The organism is Bacillus sp. YC2 (assembly GCF_019891195.1).
In the GTDB taxonomy this organism is placed as follows: domain Bacteria; phylum Bacillota; class Bacilli; order Bacillales; family Bacillaceae; genus Bacillus.
The window spans coordinates 1-17,143 of sequence record NZ_JAHXDO010000012.1; the positions used below are offsets into that span (position 1 = coordinate 1).

At 45.3% G+C, this 17,143-nt stretch carries 17 protein-coding genes and 1 pseudogene; 5 read left to right on the top strand and 13 right to left on the bottom strand.

All coding sequences use genetic code 11. From position 1 onward, the window contains the following. Positions 1 to 259 precede the first annotated feature (259 nt). On the bottom strand, positions 260 to 1,144 hold the full coding sequence (locus KY305_RS16465; protein ID WP_223063463.1) for a nucleotidyltransferase-like protein: 885 nt from the start codon (positions 1,142 to 1,144) through the stop codon (positions 260 to 262). Between the two features lie 202 nt (positions 1,145 to 1,346). On the opposite strand from KY305_RS16465, the gene KY305_RS16470 reads away from it, so the two are divergent. Then, the gene (locus KY305_RS16470; RefSeq protein WP_061520375.1) at positions 1,347 to 1,700 is read left to right on the top strand and encodes a YgzB family protein; all 354 of its coding nucleotides are present in this window, start codon (positions 1,347 to 1,349) and stop codon (positions 1,698 to 1,700) included. Between the two features lie 34 nt (positions 1,701 to 1,734). Here KY305_RS16470 and perR read toward each other — a convergent pair whose 3' ends face one another. Both perR and bcp read right to left on the bottom strand, forming a co-directional pair. Beyond that, positions 1,735 to 2,172, bottom strand: coding sequence for a peroxide-responsive transcriptional repressor PerR (gene perR / locus KY305_RS16475; RefSeq protein ID WP_013351502.1), 438 nt, complete (start codon positions 2,170 to 2,172; stop codon positions 1,735 to 1,737). 125 nt (positions 2,173 to 2,297) lie between these two features. Beyond that, positions 2,298 to 2,771 carry a thioredoxin-dependent thiol peroxidase gene (gene bcp / locus KY305_RS16480; RefSeq protein ID WP_223063464.1) on the bottom strand — a complete coding sequence of 158 codons (474 nt, stop codon included), beginning with the start codon at positions 2,769 to 2,771 and terminating at the stop codon, positions 2,298 to 2,300. A gap of 167 nt (positions 2,772 to 2,938) precedes the next feature. Between bcp and KY305_RS16485 the strand changes: the two genes are divergently transcribed. Next, complete coding sequence (locus KY305_RS16485) at positions 2,939 to 4,228, top strand: glutamate-1-semialdehyde 2,1-aminomutase (RefSeq protein ID WP_223063465.1); 1,290 nt, start codon at positions 2,939 to 2,941, stop codon at positions 4,226 to 4,228. Positions 4,229 to 4,437: 209 nt separating this feature from the next. Then, a complete protein-coding gene (locus tag KY305_RS16490; RefSeq protein WP_223063466.1) occupies positions 4,438 to 5,502 on the top strand; it encodes an aromatic acid exporter family protein in 1,065 nt (354 codons plus the stop codon). A 75-nt stretch (positions 5,503 to 5,577) separates the two neighbouring features. Here KY305_RS16490 and KY305_RS16495 read toward each other — a convergent pair whose 3' ends face one another. The 5 genes and pseudogenes from KY305_RS16495 to fabL all read right to left on the bottom strand — a co-directional run bounded on the left by KY305_RS16495 (position 5,578) and on the right by fabL (position 9,485). After that, positions 5,578 to 7,320, bottom strand: a complete 1,743-nt coding sequence (locus KY305_RS16495) for an ABC transporter ATP-binding protein (protein WP_223063467.1) — start codon at positions 7,318 to 7,320, stop codon at positions 5,578 to 5,580. A gap of 81 nt (positions 7,321 to 7,401) precedes the next feature. After that, positions 7,402 to 7,932, bottom strand: coding sequence for a nucleoside tri-diphosphate phosphatase (ntdP, locus tag KY305_RS16500; protein ID WP_214800355.1), 531 nt, complete (start codon positions 7,930 to 7,932; stop codon positions 7,402 to 7,404). 136 nt (positions 7,933 to 8,068) lie between these two features. After that, positions 8,069 to 8,335 carry a YgaB family protein gene (locus KY305_RS16505; RefSeq protein WP_223063468.1) on the bottom strand — a complete coding sequence of 89 codons (267 nt, stop codon included), beginning with the start codon at positions 8,333 to 8,335 and terminating at the stop codon, positions 8,069 to 8,071. Positions 8,336 to 8,495: 160 nt separating this feature from the next. Further along, positions 8,496 to 8,648, bottom strand: a pseudogene (locus KY305_RS16510) (gamma-type small acid-soluble spore protein); the annotation flags it as partial. Between the two features lie 84 nt (positions 8,649 to 8,732). Next, complete coding sequence (gene fabL, locus KY305_RS16515) at positions 8,733 to 9,485, bottom strand: enoyl-[acyl-carrier-protein] reductase FabL (protein ID WP_223063469.1); 753 nt, start codon at positions 9,483 to 9,485, stop codon at positions 8,733 to 8,735. Positions 9,486 to 9,568: 83 nt separating this feature from the next. Here fabL and KY305_RS16520 point away from each other — a divergent pair, with 83 nt between their 5' ends. Continuing rightward, the gene (locus tag KY305_RS16520; RefSeq protein ID WP_214800359.1) at positions 9,569 to 9,793 is read left to right on the top strand and encodes a hypothetical protein; all 225 of its coding nucleotides are present in this window, start codon (positions 9,569 to 9,571) and stop codon (positions 9,791 to 9,793) included. On the opposite strand, the gene mutY is transcribed toward KY305_RS16520, so the two are convergent. Further along, entirely contained in the window at positions 9,784 to 10,878 is a 1,095-nt protein-coding gene (gene mutY, locus KY305_RS16525; protein ID WP_223063470.1) for an A/G-specific adenine glycosylase, read from the bottom strand. The two genes, KY305_RS16520 and mutY, sit on opposite strands and share 10 nt — an antisense overlap. Positions 10,879 to 11,104: 226 nt before the next feature. On the opposite strand from mutY, the gene KY305_RS16530 reads away from it, so the two are divergent. Further along, entirely contained in the window at positions 11,105 to 12,088 is a 984-nt protein-coding gene (locus KY305_RS16530; protein WP_223063471.1) for a metal-dependent hydrolase, read from the top strand. Here the strand turns inward: KY305_RS16530 and KY305_RS16535 are convergent. The 4 genes from KY305_RS16535 to KY305_RS16550 form a co-directional block, all read right to left on the bottom strand. Next, positions 12,085 to 14,670: a YfhO family protein gene (locus KY305_RS16535; protein WP_223063472.1), complete on the bottom strand. Its 2,586-nt coding sequence runs from the start codon at positions 14,668 to 14,670 to the stop codon at positions 12,085 to 12,087. The two genes, KY305_RS16530 and KY305_RS16535, sit on opposite strands and share 4 nt — an antisense overlap. A 36-nt stretch (positions 14,671 to 14,706) precedes the next feature. Beyond that, entirely contained in the window at positions 14,707 to 15,687 is a 981-nt protein-coding gene (locus tag KY305_RS16540; protein WP_061527269.1) for a glycosyltransferase family 2 protein, read from the bottom strand. 215 nt (positions 15,688 to 15,902) lie between these two features. Continuing rightward, positions 15,903 to 16,763, bottom strand: a complete 861-nt coding sequence (locus tag KY305_RS16545) for an alpha/beta fold hydrolase (protein WP_223063473.1) — start codon at positions 16,761 to 16,763, stop codon at positions 15,903 to 15,905. Beyond that, positions 16,756 to 17,091 carry an SdpI family protein gene (locus tag KY305_RS16550; RefSeq protein WP_223063474.1) on the bottom strand — a complete coding sequence of 112 codons (336 nt, stop codon included), beginning with the start codon at positions 17,089 to 17,091 and terminating at the stop codon, positions 16,756 to 16,758. Before KY305_RS16550 ends, KY305_RS16545 begins: the two co-directional genes overlap by 8 nt. Positions 17,092 to 17,143: the final 52 nt, after the last annotated feature.

The following is a 17,143-nucleotide window of genomic DNA, read 5'->3' on the forward strand; positions in this document are numbered from 1 at the left end:
GTCCTGAGCCAGGATCAAACTCTCCGATAAAGTAGTTTGACTGACTACGCACATCACTGTGCGATTTATTTAAAACTTTGAATTAACAGGTATGTTTTGTCTTGTTTAGTTTTCAAAGATCATTTTCACCTCGTCTTGAGGCGACTTTCTCAGTATAACATTTTGACAACCTAGTGTCAAACGTTTTTTTCATTTTATTTCTCCGCCGCCGTGTGCTTTTTGTTAAAGCGCATCAGCGACGTTTAATAATATAACATGGTTATGATTCAGCGTCAACATCTTTTTTAAAAGAATATCCACGATGATAAACCTCTTGCCCTTTGGTCTCTATTTGACAAACTTCAATCAAGCCCTTTTCTGTCAGGTAATCGAGCATGACACCGAGGTCTTGGGTGAAAGGAAGAAGATCGGGATGCTGAAGCAGTTCTCCAAACTGCCACATTTCTTTTTCTTTCATTACTTGATAGAGATGGGCCGAACCGATCTCTGCTTTCGAATGAATCAGAAAATCATTTGCCAAGAATAATAATTCGAGTCTTTTCTCCAAACTTTCACGGCTCTCTACAAGTTCAGAATATAACTTGTATACTTGCGGCTCGATATGACGGACCTGATTCCACACTGTGGTTTCAGGATAAAAACCTCTGTCAATCACTTCTATGCGGGCCAAATGGTGCAGCGCGTGAACAACCGCATAGTATGCATCAAGAAAGTGATTGGCTTCAAAGAAAGCTTTTCCTTCCACATATCTTCTGATCAGCTTGCCGTATTCCATTCCGATTTTTAATTTGCGTTCGGCAAATGGAAATGTATTAAGCCGGTCAATCAGCTCCGCAATATATTCGTTACGGTCAAACAGCACCTTTCCGTTTATGATCCAATCTATGATTCTTCTATTCGTGCCGAGCAAAATCCATTCCTGCAGCAAGGCTTCCGTTACAATATGTAAAGAGGCTGTTTTGTGTTCCAATTCATAATGTTTTATAAAAAGCGGCTCTTCAGCCTGTTTGACAATGACGAGCATGACCGCATCAAAGTTATCTGTGATGGATGATGCTTTGCTCCTTCTCTCAATCATAAGGACGGCCAGCGTATCGGGATGACTTGCTCTTTCTTGGTAAATTGGACGGAGAAGATTGTCCATTACGATTCCTCCAATGCGATTGTTTCACTAGCTTTTGTTTCTACATTTCTATGATAAAACATGAAAGTCCTTTTTCTAAATACATTGCACTATTATAAACAATTTTCCTTCCGGCTTCCATATATATTCTTCCCTTTTCTTATGAAAACATGAAGAATATGCCATTCACTTTATGCTATAGTTAAAGCAGAGGGGGATGGACATGGCGAAATACTCCAGCAAAATTAATAAAATCAGAACGTTTGCGTTAAGTTTGGTTTTCGTTGGGTTTATCATTATGTACATCGGATTGTTCTTTAAGCAGTCTGTTTTACTTGCCAGCTTGTTTATGATTCTTGGCCTGTTATCCATCGGCCTCAGCACCGCCGTTTATTTTTGGATCGGCATGCTGTCGACGAAAGCGGTACGGGTGATATGCCCCGCTTGTGAAAAAGAAACAAAAATTCTGGGCAGGGTCGATATGTGTATGCATTGCAGAGAGCCTCTCACATTGGATAAAGGATTGGAAGGCAAAGCATTTGATGAGGCATATAACAGAAAAAACAGCGTGAAATAAACAAAGCTGACCGTATCAAAGCGGTCAGCTTCGTTTAATGGTTTTCTTTTTTGGAACACTCTTGGCAGACACCGTAAATCTCCAATCGGTGGTGGCTTACCTTAAAGCCTGTTACGTGGGCCGCAAGCTGTTCCACTTCGTCAAGCCCCGGATAATGAAAGTCCACGATTTTTCCGCAATTTTCACAAATGGCGTGATAATGGTCTGAGGTGACAAAGTCAAATCTGCTGGACGCATCACCGTACGTCAGCTCCTTTACAAGTCCCGCTTCCCGGAATACACGCAAATTGTTATAAACTGTCGCAACACTCATATTAGGGAATTTCCCTTCCAAAGCTTTATATATATCGTCCGCTGTCGGATGAGCCATAGAATCCACGAGATATTCCAGAATCGCATGACGTTGAGGAGTAATTCGGACTCCCGTATCCTTCAACGTGTCTAAGGCTTCTTTTAATTCATGTGCAGCCATCCGTCATGCACCTCTCTTCTAAAAAAGATTCTTACTTTATAATGTTTATAATTAGTGTACATCTTTTACCGGTTCCCTGTCAAATGTAATCTGAAGGAAAGCCCGGGATTTCAAACGTTTGTCCATTATTTTGCCGCAATTTGCTCCAATTCGCGAAGAGCCTCTGCGACATGGTCTTTTACTTTTACCTTTCTCCATTCCTTCACAAGACGGCCTTCTTTATCTAATAAGAAAGAGGACCGTTCAATTCCCATGTATTCTTTCCCGAAATTCTTCTTCAGTTTCCACACGTCGAAAGCTTCCGCCAGTTTGTGCTCATCATCTACAAGAAGCTGAAAAGGAAGATCATGCTTCTCTTTGAATTTTTCATGCTTGTCCCGGCTGTCAGGACTTACCCCGATAATAACTGCGTCAAGCCCCGCGAAGCTTTCGTGCTGATCGCGGAAATCGCACGCTTCAGTCGTGCATCCCGGCGTCATGTCTTTCGGGTAAAAATATAGAACAACGTACTTTCCTTTAAAATCAGTCAATGAGACCTCTTCTCCGCTGTCGTTTTGCAATTTCATATCCGGTGCCGTTTGTCCGATTTCAATAGCCATTTCTTGTACCTCCGGGTTTTTTATTAAGCGTATCCAATTCACGGCAAGATTACAACCGTTATCCCCTCGGATTTAGATTGGCCTTTTTTACGGATTTGAACCGTTGTGCTTGTATTGAAGCATGCTACAATAGGAAATGACGTAAGGAGATATTAGGAGGGTCATTTTTGTATACAAAATCAGCTGAACTTCATAACGAAGCGTTAAAACATATCGTCGGAGGGGTGAACAGCCCGTCCAGATCTTATAAAGCAGTAGGCGGCGGTTCACCCGTTGCGATGGAGAAGGCAAAAGGCGCTTATTTTTGGGATGTCGACGGAAATCAGTATATTGATTATTTGGCGGCATACGGTCCTATCATTACAGGCCACGCGCACCCGCATATTACGGAAGCGATCAAGAAAGCCGCTGAAAACGGCGTCCTGTATGGCACACCGACAAAACACGAGGTAACATTCGCCAAAATGCTGAAGGAAGCCATCCCTTCACTCGACAAAGTAAGATTCGTGAACTCAGGAACAGAAGCGGTGATGACAACGATCCGGGTTGCGCGCGCTTATACCGGGCGGACGAAAATCATCAAATTCGCTGGCTGCTATCACGGCCATTCTGATTTGGTGCTGGTGGCTGCGGGTTCAGGTCCGTCTACTCTCGGAACGCCGGATTCCGCCGGTGTACCGAAAAGCATTGCCAATGAGGTCATTACCGTTCCTTTCAATGACATTGAAAGCTATCAGGCAGCATTGGATAAATGGGGTTCAGAAATTGCGGCTGTGCTCGTCGAACCGATTGTCGGCAATTTCGGCATCGTTGAACCTAAAGAGGGCTTTTTAGAAAAAGTGAATGAGTTAACCCATGAAGCGGGCGCGCTTGTCATTTATGATGAAGTCATCACGGCGTTTCGTTTTATGTATGGGGGCGCGCAGGATCTCTTGCAGGTTAAGCCTGATTTAACAGCCCTCGGAAAAATTATCGGAGGCGGATTGCCGATCGGTGCTTACGGCGGCAAAAAAGAAATTATGGAGCAGGTTGCTCCGCTCGGCCCGGCATATCAGGCCGGAACGATGGCCGGAAACCCCGCATCCATTTTGTCAGGGATTGCCTGTCTTGAAGTGCTGAAGGAAAAAGGCGTATATGAGCAGCTTGACAAGCTTGGCGCCAAGCTTGAAAAAGGCATTCTCGCGCACGCCGCGGCACACGGCATTACAATCACCGTCAACCGTTTAAAAGGCGCGCTTACGGTTTACTTTACCGATGAAAAGGTAGTCAATTACGAGCAGGCGGAAAATACGGATGGAGAAGCATTTGCAAAGTTCTTCAAGCTCATGCTGGAGCGCGGCATCAATCTTGCACCATCGAAGTATGAAGCCTGGTTTATTACAACCGCACACACTGAAGAAGATATCGACGCCACTTTAAAAGCGGTCGAAGATGCATTCAGACATATGAAAAAATAACTGTTGAAACAAGCGGGAGCCCGGGGCTTCCGCTTTTTCTTTTTGTCCGATTTGTGAGATAATGGTTTTTTCAAAAAAAGGCCTTGAATAATTGGTATGATCCCTGTATATTACTTTATTGTTTAGCAAATTAACTGACAGGGAAATGTAAGTGTCAGCCGTTCGTTCGGCACATAATTTATTAGAGAAAGGAATGCACGCACAAACCAATGAAACTTGGTGCCCGCATTTTTAAAACAGGGATTGCGATTACGCTTGCTCTCTATTTAGCATCATGGATCGGATTGCCTTCGCCGATCTTTGCAGGGATTGCAGCCATATTTGCCATACAGCCCTCTATTTACAGGTCTTTTCTTATCATTATTGATCAAGTACAGGCAAATATCATCGGCGCTATCATCGCTACGGTGTTCGGGCTGATTTTCGGCCCCAGCCCGATTATGATCGGATTGACCGCGGTGATTGTCATTACGATTATGTTAAAACTGAAAATCGAACATACCATTTCGATCGCACTCGTTACAGTCATCGCGATCTTGGAAACACCCGGAAACAGCTTTCTGACCTTCGCTTTAATACGAACAAGCACCGTTATTTTAGGGGTGCTCTCTTCCTTTATCGTGAATCTTGTGTTTCTTCCGCCGAAATACGAAACGAAGCTCACTCATCATACCGTAGAAAATACGGATGAGATCATGAAGTGGATCAGGCTGACCATGCGGCAGTCGACAGAGCATTCGATTTTGAAAGAGGATATCGAAAAGCTGAAGGAAAAAATGATGAAGCTTGATCAGACGTACCTTCTTTACAAAGAAGAAAGAAGCTACTTTAAGAAAACGACCTATGTGAAGTCACGAAAGCTTGTTTTATTCAGGCAGGCGATTATTACGGCGAATCGGGCGCTTGATATGCTGAAAAAACTGCATCGCTACGAGAACGAAATTTATCATATGCCTGAGGAATTTCAGACGACGCTTACAGAGGAAATCGATTATCTGCTTCACTGGCACGAACGGATTTTGATGCGGACGGTCGGCAAGATCAAACCGCATGATGATTCAGAAGAAGAAGGCATACGATATAAACAGCTGCTGACGAAATCTTTCTTAAAAAACCAGCAGAACTGTGAGGATGAACTGCTCGATTACAATATGCTCAGCATTATGGCGGCTGCGGCGGAATACCGCGAACAGCTGGAGCATTTGGATACATTGATCACAAGTTTTCAAACGTACCATCCGAAAGACAGTGAATTAGAAACAGAAGATGAGTAACCCGGTGTCAGAAAAACCGGGTTTTTTTGTATAAAAAAATCTTATACCGCCGAGCGGCGATATAAGATTTGGGGGTCAATTTAAGTTTTGAATGGTAAATAAGTGTCTGTATTGGCTGTCCTGCCCCATCAATTCCCCGTGTGTGCCGGTTTCAATGATGGCGCCGTTTTCCATGACCACAATTTTATCTGCATGTGTAATGGTGGACAGCCTGTGGGCAACGATAAATGTCGTCCGGTTTTTCGCAAGCTTGTCCATCGCTTCCTGAATGTAGTGTTCACTTTCAAGGTCGAGCGCCGATGTAGCTTCATCAAGAATCAACAGCGGCGGATTTTTCAAGAATACCCGTGCGATGGAGATGCGCTGTTTCTGTCCGCCTGACAATTTAACGCCCCGTTCGCCGACCCGCGTCTCATAGCCTTCCGGAAACCCCATGATAAATTCGTGGGCATTTGCCGCTTTCGCCGCCGCTATCACTTCATCCATAGATGCTTCCGGCTGGCCGATCGCTATATTTTCCCGAATGGTTTCGCTGAATAGGAATGTGTCTTGAAGCACCATCCCCACTTGATTGCGGAGGCTTCTCGCTTCATAGTCGCGAATATCAATGCCGTCAATCAGCAAGCTGCCGCTTGATACGTCGTAAAACCGCGGAATGAGGCTGACGAGCGTCGATTTCCCGCCGCCGCTCATGCCGACGAGCGCTACTGTTTCTCCTTTTTTCACTTGCAAGGATACGTCCCGCAATATGTTTTCATTTCCTTTTTCATAGCTGAACGAAACGTGCTGAAATTCGACTTCGCCCTTGATTCCGTCCGCTTTTACCGCATCGGGTTTATCGGTCAGCTCATACGGTTCATCGATAAATTCAAACACGCGGTCCATGGAAGCGATCGACTGGGTCAAGGTAGTTGAAGAGTTAATCAATCTTCTGACCGGATTGTACATTCTGTCGATATACCCGACGAAGGCAACCATTGTTCCGACTGTCAGCGGCCCGTTGATGACAAAATAGCCGGCAAAGGCGATGACAATAAGGGGCGCCAAATCCGTAATGGTATTCACAACCGCAAACGTTTTTGCGTTCCAATTCGTATGACGGATCGCTTTGTTCAGAAAATGCCCGTTCTTTTCATCAAAGTTTGCTTGCTCATAATCTTCGATCGCAAAGCTTCGTATGACCGGCATCCCCTGAACCCGCTCGTGCAGGTGGCCCTGAACTTGAGCAAGAGCCTGTGACCGCTCTCTTGTGAGCTTTCGCAAACGGCCGTAAAAATACTTAACTGAAATGCCGTATAAAGGGAATAAAATAACGGATATCAGCGTCAGCTTTATATCGAGAGTCAGCATGATGCAGATGACAATCAAAACGGTCATCATATCGAGCCAGATGTTCATCAGCCCCGTAATGACAAAATCTTTAGTCTGCTCGACATCGTTTATCACCCGGGAAATGATTTCGCCCGTTCTTGTATTGGCATAAAACCGCAGGCTCAGCTTTTGAATATGGTCAAACAATGCCGCTCTGATGTCATAGAGCACCCGGCTGCCCGTCCATTGCGCAAAATATTGCCGATAATACTCTACCGGAGGACGCAGGACTAAAAACAGCACGAGCATAATTCCCATAATGGTGAACAAGGACGATGTTTTAGCGCTTGCCGTGCCGCCGCCTTGAATAATGTCATCGACCACATACTTTAACAGCAGCGGAAGCGCAAGCGGGATGGAGAATTTTATGATTCCGATCAATACTGTGATAACGATTTGTTTTTTATAAGGTTTTACAAATTGCATATAGCGTCTGATTACGCCCACACTTTATCCCCCTCTCTCTTTAAGGCGTGTGAGCCCATGTGAAAAACCTGTTGACCCGCCAACAGGTTTTTTTCGTATTCTTTATTTTGTATAGCGCAGATACCGTTCATACCACATATCAACAAATTCCGGAGCAAACGGCCCTTTCCGCTGATGAATCCAATGAAGCAGCGTATTTAAATATTCTTTCAAAATGCTGTCGATTTCCTTAGGATAATTCATTGTTTTGCGGTGATCATCATACTCATCTTCGTCAAGAATGTTGTACGTCATATCCGGAAACACTTTGACATCCAGATCGTAATCAATATATTTAATGGCCTCTTCGTCGCAGGCGAACGGTGAGCTGATGTTGCAATAATAGTGAACCCCGTCATCTCTCAGCATCCCGATGACGTTAAACCACTGCCTCGCATGAAAGTAGCAAATCGCAGGCTCTCTCGTCACCCATGTCCGGCCGTCAGATTCCGTTACCATTGTCCGGTCGTTTGCTCCGATAATGCACATTTCCGTACTTTTTAAAATCGTCGTTTCGTTCCAAATTCGATGAAGCAGCCCGTTATGCTTATAGCTGTGAATTTGAATGGTTTCTCCTTCCTTGGGATATCCCATATTTCTCCCCTACTTTCTGTAAAGCCCTGCAGTCATTTGCAGCCGCAATTGCTTTCCGACAAGTCTTTTCACTATTATACCGTTACGAATAAAAAAATGAAAATAAAAGAACCATCCCGCTTCCGGAATGGCACATTCATCTTTGCACAAAGGAAGACGTCTTTTCTGTGCTGCGATAGGATTGGATGACCTGCTCTGTCTGCCTCTGGAACAACTCCTGTATGCCAGCCAGATCTTTTCGCTTGGTTGCGATTTCGTCCTGAACATTGTCCAGTTTTGCATCTCTTTCCAAACTGATGAGTTCCGCTTCGACTTGCCTGCAGCGGTCAAGTTCTGACTGCAGCTCGAGAAGCTGATCCATGATCTTCATCTGTTCACTTACAAGCTTTTCAAACTCTGACATCGGGTTCCTCCTTGAGCTTTTGAGTTGATACTACATACCATTTCGATTTTCAGGAAGAAATCCCTTTGACTCATTCTGTAGAGGATTCACAAGTTTTGTCGTTTTCATAAAAGAAAAAAGCACTTCCACCCGAAGATGAAGTGCTTTTCTGTTTCAGTGATTAGCTGTTTTGTTGTTTGTTTTGTTCAGCTGATTGGTTTTGCTTTTTAACCTGCTGTACATCAGTTTCACTGCCGAATTCAGTGCCGAATTGACCCTGACTGGAAGCTGATTGTTGGTTTTGTTTTTTCACTTGCTGAACGTCTGTTTTGCTGTTGTTTAAGTTTGCCATTGTTATCACCTCCACGCCCATTAGAATGCGCAGGAGGCAATCCGGCTATTCATCTTTTTTTAAAAATTACACGAGCAGGGAACGGCCGCCGTCAATAATGATGGTCTGTCCGCGGATCATGTCCGCTTTTGAGGAAACTAAAAATTCAACTGTATCGATCATATCTTTAATTTCGACCATTCTGCCGGCAGGTGTATTTTGGCGGGCATCTTCTAACAGTTCGTCTCTGTTCGGGAAATGCTTCAGCGCATCTGTGTCAATCGCTCCGCCGGAAACGGCATTCACAATGATATTTCTCGGAGAAAGCTCTACCGCCAAATAGCGGGTTAATGATTCTAACGCCGCTTTTGAAACCCCCACTGTTGTGTAGTTTTCAAGATAGCGGATGCTGCCTAACGAGCTGATGCTGACGATGTGGCCGCCTCCGGTTTTTTCCATCAGCTTTGCCGCTTCTTGCGCGCAGAAAAGCAATGCTTTTGCGTTAATATTCATCGTCCAGTCCCAATGTGTTTCTTCAAGCTCCATAACAGGTCTCAGCACGCCTGAAGCCGCGTTATTGATGAACACGTCGAGTCTGCCGAAGGCTTCGTCGATCTGGCGGAACATGTCTTTAATTTTTGCCGGCTGTCCGACGTTTGCTTTAATCACCAGCGTTTTCACGCCGAGCTTTTCGATTTCTTCGGCAGTTTCTAATGCCGCTTTTTTGCTCCGGGCATAATTGATGACGATGTTGTATCCTTTTTCCGCCAGTCTGAGCGCGGCGGCTTTTCCGACTCCGCGGCTGCTTCCCGTGATAAGTGCGCATTTATTTTGTTCCATTTTTTCCTCAGCTCCTTGCTGCGTATAGTTCTTTGCATTCAACAAACAATAAAAGCAATAACTGTCGAAAGGGGTCTTCTTTTATGTATGTCGGACGTGATATAGGCGAATTGGCCATGATGTCAAAAAAAGATTGGAAGGACTCGGAACTTGCTTATTTCCATCAGGCCTTCCAGCAAATTATGCCGTATTTAAACGAGGAAGGCCAGTCCAAATATCGGGAACTGGTTCAGGAAATCGAAGCGCGCGGCGGGCTGAAACGGAATGAAGCAGATTACGCCCACGGCACGCGCGTCACCTATGATTGAACGCTGTCCGCCATTTTCCAAATCTTTTGATGGGAAACGGGGAACGCGTATTCCTCGAGTTCTTCTTTTGTGACTTGTTTTAATTCTGTTGGATCCGACACTTGTTTTACTTTACCGAAAAAGACAGAAATATTCCATACAAGATGAGTGAAAACATGTTCAACGATGCCTTCCAGTTCGCCGATTTCTGCTTTTACGCCCATCTCTTTTTCCAGAAAGGCTGCAAGCTGCTCCCTTTCCGTTTTGATTCCTTTTTGGGTTTCTGTGTTCGGGAATTCCCACAGGTTGGCGAGCAGTCCTTTTGACGGCCGTTTATGGATAAAGATCTTACCTTGTTCGTCTGTCAGGACAACGGCTGCCATCGTTTTGATTCCCGGCTTTTTCTTTTTGCTTTTGACTGGCAGCTCCCGCTCTGTCCCTTCTGAAAATGCCGAGCAATGATGCTGCACGGGACACAAAAGGCAGGACGGCGATTTCGGTGTGCAAATGATGGCTCCAAGCTCCATCAGGCCCTGATTAAATTCAGATGGTTTTTCATGTGAAATAAATGCCTTCACAGCCTGCTCAAAAATCGTTCTTGTTTTAGGTTTGGCGATATCGTCCCAAATGGAAAGGATTCTTGACATGACACGCATCACATTGCCGTCTACGGCGGGGAGTGGCTTATTGTATGCGATGCTGAGCACGGCTCCTTTTGTATAAGGGCCGACTCCCTTCAGACCGCCAAATTCCTTTTCTTCAGCGGGAACGACTCCCCCGTATTGCTCGTTGACTTCTTTTACAGCGGTTTGCAGATTTCTGACACGGGAATAATAGCCCAGTCCCTCCCACGCTTTGAGCACTTTTTCTTCATCGGCTTCGGCGAGAGCCCGAACGGTCGGAAATTGCTCAACAAACCGCTGAAAATAAGGAATGACCGTTTCTACGCGCGTTTGCTGCAGCATGACCTCTGACACCCATACCCGATACGGATCCTGGTTTTCTCTCCACGGCAGAATTCTCTGTTCTCTTTCGAACCATGCAATTAAGTCCTCACGAAATTTGTCTATGTCTTTTTGTTTCATTTTTTCTTCAAGTGCGTTCATATCTTCTCCTCAGATGTTCGCGTCCCGCTTTTCTTAAAACTGTTTTTTGGTGTACACTAAGGGCACATCACGATAATATGTTACATTAAATAGAGATAAAGAAAAAGCGGAAACATATGAAAACGGCTGATACACACGCTATGATTGGGCAAACAGAAAATGGGGAATATCTTATAATGCGAAATATGCAGGCTCACTGATTTTTCCACCTGCAAGGAGGTCACCAATGGATACTGGCACTCACGTTGTCATGGGCATCGCGCTTGGCGGACTCGCTACTCTTGATCCTGCCGTCGGCATGCATACCCCCATGTCTCAGGCAGTCATGATCGCCGCGCTTGCGGGCTCTCAGGCACCTGATATTGATACTGTGTTAAAGCTGAAAAATAATGCCGTTTATATACGAAATCACCGAGGCTTCACGCACTCTATTCCCGCTGTTTTGGTTTGGTCGCTTCTGATTCCGGGCATTTTGTTCTTATTTTACCCGGAGGCAAACTTATTGCATTTGTGGCTGTGGACGCTCCTGGCTGTCGTATTGCATGTGTTTGTCGATATTTTCAACGCTTACGGAACGCAGGCCATCCGTCCTTTTTCGAAAAAATGGGTGGCGCTCGGTTTAATTAATACCTTTGATCCGTTTATTTTTATCAGCCATTTGGCTGCGATTGCCGTGTGGTATATAGGCGGATACCCGGGCATTACGTTTTTGATTCTGTATATCATTCTTGCCGGATATTACGTCATCAGGCTTTTGATGCAGCTGCGGATTAAACGAAGGCTGCGCGAGATGATTGAAGAAGATATTGAAACCATCATTATTTCGCCGACGATGAAGTTCAGGCAGTGGCGGATTGCGGTGACGACGGCGCACGCCTTTTATGTCGGCAGAAGCCTTGATGGCCATGTAGTGATTTTAGATACATTCAACCGTGTCCCCGTTCCGGAAACGGATGTGATGAAAGCCGCGAAGCAGGATGAAAACATCGCAGCCTTTCTTTCTTTTTCTCCTGTGTACAGGTGGGAGATTGATACCTTTAAAGATCATTATGAGGTGCGTTTCATCGATTTGCGCTACCGCAGCAAAGGCCACTATCCTTTTGTCGCCATCGTGCATCTCAGCCATGATTTAGAACTTCTCTCCTCTTACACGGGCTGGATCTTCAGCGAGGAAAAACTCCAGAAAAAATTAAAGCTCGGCTCTGTTTAAGAGCCGGGCTTTTTTTGCCGTCTCGCATATATGACAGCAAGAACGAGGCTGATGACAGAAACGGCTGATGACGGTTTGAAATAAGGCGGATAATAGGTTAGTTCAATGTCGTTTTTCCCTTTTTGCGCCTTAAATCCGATAAAGGCATAATCCGCTTTTTCAACCTGCCCTTGTTTGCCGTTAATCGTTAGCTCCCACCCTTTTTCATACGGAACGGGAAGCATGATATACGGCGCGCCTGCCGTATTTTGATACGAAATATGCAGTTTATTTCCGCGCCAGCTGATGTCAGCCTGTTTTTCTTTTCCCGCTTTTTTGTAAGCGCTTTTGAGCGTCTGGTAATTTTCTTCGTACAGCGCCAGGCTGTCAAGCTGATACGTTCCTTTCGGCAGCCGGATATTAATTGTTTTTGTTTTCGGCACTCTGATGGTGAGGTCGTTGACACCTGTTTTGTAAATGGATTTATTTGATTTTCTCGTTGTGGTGTAGTCGTTCACCTTTAATGTGAAGCCTTGGTCTTTCGCCTTGTTTTTCAAATAAAAGCTGACATAGTAATCTCCGGCGGATTTTGATGGCGCGTGCGGGGTGATGTTCAGACCGCCGCCTTCCCCGTTTACCGTCAGTATGCCGTTATGATAATCCGCATCCTCGGCTGTCACGCTTGAATTGTGAATCAAATTCTTTACCGCAGGGGCTTGATTCATTTTTTCTCCTCCAGATTCGGTTATGATTCCGTCAAGCATCGCCTGTTCTCGTGCAAGCGGAGGCGCTTTCTCCAGATCACGCTCCTTATACACATGATCGGCTGTCCGGACAAACGGAAGCGTATATTGATTTTGATAAACCGCGTAGCGGGGGGACTCCATAACTTTTGTAAAGCCGTACGGGACGTTGGCTTCGTTTGTTTTTTCCGTCATATAATATTTCCCGTAAAGCAGGCTGTATAAATTCGACCTGTTCCCTAATGTCGCATAGCGGCTGACGCTTTCTCTGCCCATGTCAATTTGGAGGTCATTCCAATAAAAAGACAGCAGATTGCGGTTTAAAATGCTGGAGTATACACTGAACCCGTTGAATCCGTATATGATCGGCGTGTTATTGAAAACGCCGTTCATCCAATCCACGCGCGCGTAAGGGTCAGGGTCTTTTTTTTGCAGGCGCTGAATGAGTCCCGATTGCTCACTGCCTTTATAGTCAGCACCTGTCAGAAATGCGTTTGACACCGTATACAGCTTTCCGCCTTCTGACAAAGCGTACTTTTCATATGTATTTGCCGTAAGCACAGCCGTCAGGATAACGATGGCGTAAACGGCCGGCATCGCCCGTTTCAGCGCAGTCTTTGCGGCTAAAAGCGCCGCAATGGTCAGCGCCAGAAGCAGAATAATAGATAAATTGGCCGGCTCGGTAATATCCAGGCTGTGACGCCTCACATTATTCCAATAAAGCAGAATGACAAACACGGCCGAAACCAGTATATCCTTTAATCTTACCTCAGAAAGCTTGGAAAGCCCGGCCGCAGCCGCTCCAGCGACCGTAAAGCACAGGACGTATTCAAACCTGTTTTGCGGAGCTGAAAATCCATTAAAGACGCTTGCTGCAAACGGACTGAAATGAAACAGAATATAAAGCAGGCTGATCCCTGCAAACAGACGGAACAAACGATACTTGTATAAAGAGAATGTAAATAAGAAAAGCAAAAAAATGGCCGGCAGTATGATAATCCGGCTTGAGAATAAAATATTATCGGAAAAATCGACCCAATCGATATGCTGTGCATACTTAGGGCGCAGATTATTCAGATAACCGTACACGACAGGAATAAAGGACACCGCGCTTATGCCGAAGCCGAGCAAGCCGGACAAAATAAATATTCTGCATTGGGCAAGCTTGCCCGTCTCCGCTTCCTCAAGGCGGATCATCCATCTGAATAAAATGTAGATGCCGATAAAAATCAGGTTAATATACGCAAAGTAAAAATTGTTGATTAAGGTCAGCGCGCAGGCAAATATAAACCACGCGGGCTTTCGCTCCCTGATAATTTTTTCTGCACCGTAAACGAGCATCGGAAGCCACAGCATGCTGTCTGTGAAAAAGTCCCAATAAACTTCGTGCCGGAAGAAGATAATCGAAACGCCGTACAAAACGGCGCCGATAAACGCAGGCACCTGCTTTTTGACGAGATAACGGAAGACACATGCCGCTGTGAAGATAATAAAACTGAGCTTGGCTATGCTGATAAAGACGGATGCCTGAGCCCAAAACAGCACGTCAGCCTGCCCCGTCAAATGAATAAGCTGTAACATGCGGACAACGGCAGAGATAAAAAGAAAAAGAAAAGAAGTAGAAAAATAATAGCCGAGCTGGCTGTACACTCCCCCGCCCAGTCCGAACGAATAGCTGTAAAACAGCCGGCCATGCATGTATTGTTCAAACAGCAGTTTTTTGAACACGGCCATTTGGGCAATTCCGTCTCCCGAGCCCGTCATGTAGCGCCCGTCCGTCCACTCTTTTAAAAAGAAAACATGGGCAAGCACCGCGATGAGCACACTGGCCGCAAACATGATCATATTCGCTTTTTTCATAAAACCTCTCCAGCCTTGGCACAGAGCGGAGCTGCATCAATGGTTCCACTTGCGCTTTTTTGTATAATTCGTTTCATTTTGATCTCCGTATGTGATATTCGCTTCTTTAATTAAATAGTGCGGGCGTTTTTTTGTTTCATAATAAATCCGTCCGATATATTCCCCGATAATGCCAAGGCTCAAAAGCTGGATGCCTCCCAAAAACAGCACAGCGGAAATAATCGTAAAATACCCCGGAACAGACACACCATTTGTAAGAATGTGAATAAAGGTGGCCACAATGTACACAATCGACAACAGCAAAATCAGAATGCCGGTAAAAAAACAGATTCTCAGCGGTTTGTTATTAAAGGAGACGACGCCGTCCATTCCGTAGTTGAACAGATTGCTGAACGACCATTTGGACGTGCCGTTTTGCCTCTCAACATTTTCATAAAAAACGATTTTCTGATCAAATCCGATCCAGCAAAACAGCCCTTTCGAAAAACGGTTCCCTTCACTCAGCTTCAGGAGGGCGTCTACGGCCTGCCGGCTCAGGAGGCGGAAATCTCCGACCCCGTCACGCAAATCAACCTCAACCGCTTTGTTGATAAATTTATAATAAAGTGAGGAAAGCACAGAACGGACGGGGCTGTCCCCTTTTCGATTGCGCTGGGCGATAACTTGGTCGTATCCTTCTTCATAGCCTTGAATGAAGTCTTTCAGCAGATACGTCGGATGCTGCAGATCCGCATCCATCACGATAACCGCTTCGCCCTGCACATGTTCGAAGCCTGCCAAAATAGCAGCTTCTTTCCCGAAGTTGCGGGAAAAGGATATGTATTTGACTCGATGGTTTCTTGCGGCCAGTTCTTTTATTTGCTGAAGTGTGTCATCCGCGCTACCGTCGTTGATGTAGAAAATTTCATAGTCATAATGAATCGTTTGAAACTCTTTCTTTAATGATTCATGAATGAGTTTGACATTGTTTCCTTCATTGTAAGACGGAATAATAATTGAGATTAACCCTTGTTTCATGAAGGCACCTTCTTTGTATTATTCTTTTTAATATGGCCTTAAAGGAATTGTCCGCAAAACTTCAGTAAGGCTATTCCTTTTTTTAAAGTCGTTTAAACCTTTATTTTGTTACAGGGCATGATAAATTTTTCACTTCATGGTTATATATTTTTATTTTGTCATCTTTTCCTGTATATATGAGAAAAAAAAGAAAAAGTCTGTACGGCATACAGACTCTATCCTTGCAGGTATTCATGAATCAGGCGGTTGACGATGTCAGATTTTTCATGATTTACCCAATGAGAGGCATCATCGATAAAAATTAATTCGCCGTTTGGAATCTGTCTTTTTGTTTCTTTGGCGAGTTTTTTGCTTAAGGCGCGGTCATTCACGCCCCAGATTAACCGGTACGGGATGGGCATTGCAATCGGCACGGCCGGGCCAAGGCCGCCGATTCTGATCGCTCTGTACCAGTTAAGCATGGCCGTGAGCGCGCCTTTTCTGGCCCATGCTTCTTTGTAGTGATGAACATCCTCACAAGAAAAGAGCGACGGGCGCTCGGATAAGCCGATGGCGTGATCCAATACGCGGTAATTGTCTTCTGATAATCTTCGTTCGGGTTTTTCAGAAAGCTGGAAGAAAGCTATGTAGGAGCTTTTTTTCCATTGCGGCGGATAGAAAGGAGTGACCTTCCTCATGACCGCCGGATGCGGAATATTGACTGTAATCAGTTTTTCAACGTATTGCGGTCGGGTGGATGCCAAATGCCAAGCGACGGCTCCTCCCCAATCATGTCCGATGACAATGGCTTTTTCATTAGTAAAATGCGTGATCAGACCGATGATGTCATCTCTTAACGTATCAATCACATAGTGTCCGATGCCCGCCGGCTTGTCACTGAGATTGTAGCCGCGCTGGTCGGGCACAACCACATGATATCCGGCATCCGCAAGCGGTTTGATTTGGTTCTTCCAGCCGTACCAAAATTCCGGAAACCCGTGCAAAAGCACAGCCAAAGGGCCGTCTTTCGGGCCGGAAGAAGCAACGTGAAGCGTAATGCCGTTCGTTTCTATAAATTGAAAAGTGATGTCATTCATTCCGCTCTCCTCCCATGTTTTTCAGTCTTCTTTCTGTCATTGCCATGGTCAGTGCACAAGCTGCGGCCAAATAAGTGATCTGAAGGATCAGACTGAAGGGCTGATTGATTGAAATGAATCTATCACTTGCAACCCCCGCCGCGGCCGCAAAAAGACCGAATATGATCATCAGGCTCGCGCTGAAGTGATTCCCTTCTTTCCATTGTCTTCCGTTGGACATGGAGCGCCTCGTCCGATAGCCGTACACGCTGTTTAACGACTTCGGGGGAAAGCATTTGACCAAGATGCCCGCGGCCGCCATCAGAATGCCTCCGATAAAACCGACCATATGACCACTCTCCTTTTTAAGTCTTACGTAAGGAAAGGGAAAATGTTTCAGA

Bases quoted from the DNA above. Each gene is read 5' to 3' on its own strand.
- KY305_RS16530 (WP_223063471.1), top strand. From the start codon at position 11,105: ATGGATACTGGCACTCACGTTGTCATGGGCATCGCGCTTGGCGGACTC.
- KY305_RS16465 (WP_223063463.1), bottom strand. From the start codon at position 1,144: ATGGACAATCTTCTCCGTCCAATTTACCAAGAAAGAGCAAGTCATCCC.
- fabL (WP_223063469.1), bottom strand. From the start codon at position 9,485: ATGGAACAAAATAAATGCGCACTTATCACGGGAAGCAGCCGCGGAGTC.
- KY305_RS16545 (WP_223063473.1), bottom strand. From the start codon at position 16,763: ATGAATGACATCACTTTTCAATTTATAGAAACGAACGGCATTACGCTT.
- mutY (WP_223063470.1), bottom strand. From the start codon at position 10,878: ATGAACGCACTTGAAGAAAAAATGAAACAAAAAGACATAGACAAATTT.
- perR (WP_013351502.1), bottom strand. From the start codon at position 2,172: ATGGCTGCACATGAATTAAAAGAAGCCTTAGACACGTTGAAGGATACG.
- KY305_RS16490 (WP_223063466.1), top strand. From the start codon at position 4,438: ATGAAACTTGGTGCCCGCATTTTTAAAACAGGGATTGCGATTACGCTT.
- KY305_RS16535 (WP_223063472.1), bottom strand. From the start codon at position 14,670: ATGAAAAAAGCGAATATGATCATGTTTGCGGCCAGTGTGCTCATCGCG.
- KY305_RS16550 (WP_223063474.1), bottom strand. From the start codon at position 17,091: ATGGTCGGTTTTATCGGAGGCATTCTGATGGCGGCCGCGGGCATCTTG.
- bcp (WP_223063464.1), bottom strand. From the start codon at position 2,771: ATGGCTATTGAAATCGGACAAACGGCACCGGATATGAAATTGCAAAAC.
- ntdP (WP_214800355.1), bottom strand. From the start codon at position 7,932: ATGGGATATCCCAAGGAAGGAGAAACCATTCAAATTCACAGCTATAAG.
- KY305_RS16470 (WP_061520375.1), top strand. From the start codon at position 1,347: ATGGCGAAATACTCCAGCAAAATTAATAAAATCAGAACGTTTGCGTTA.
- KY305_RS16505 (WP_223063468.1), bottom strand. From the start codon at position 8,335: ATGTCAGAGTTTGAAAAGCTTGTAAGTGAACAGATGAAGATCATGGAT.
- KY305_RS16540 (WP_061527269.1), bottom strand. From the start codon at position 15,687: ATGAAACAAGGGTTAATCTCAATTATTATTCCGTCTTACAATGAAGGA.
- KY305_RS16520 (WP_214800359.1), top strand. From the start codon at position 9,569: ATGTATGTCGGACGTGATATAGGCGAATTGGCCATGATGTCAAAAAAA.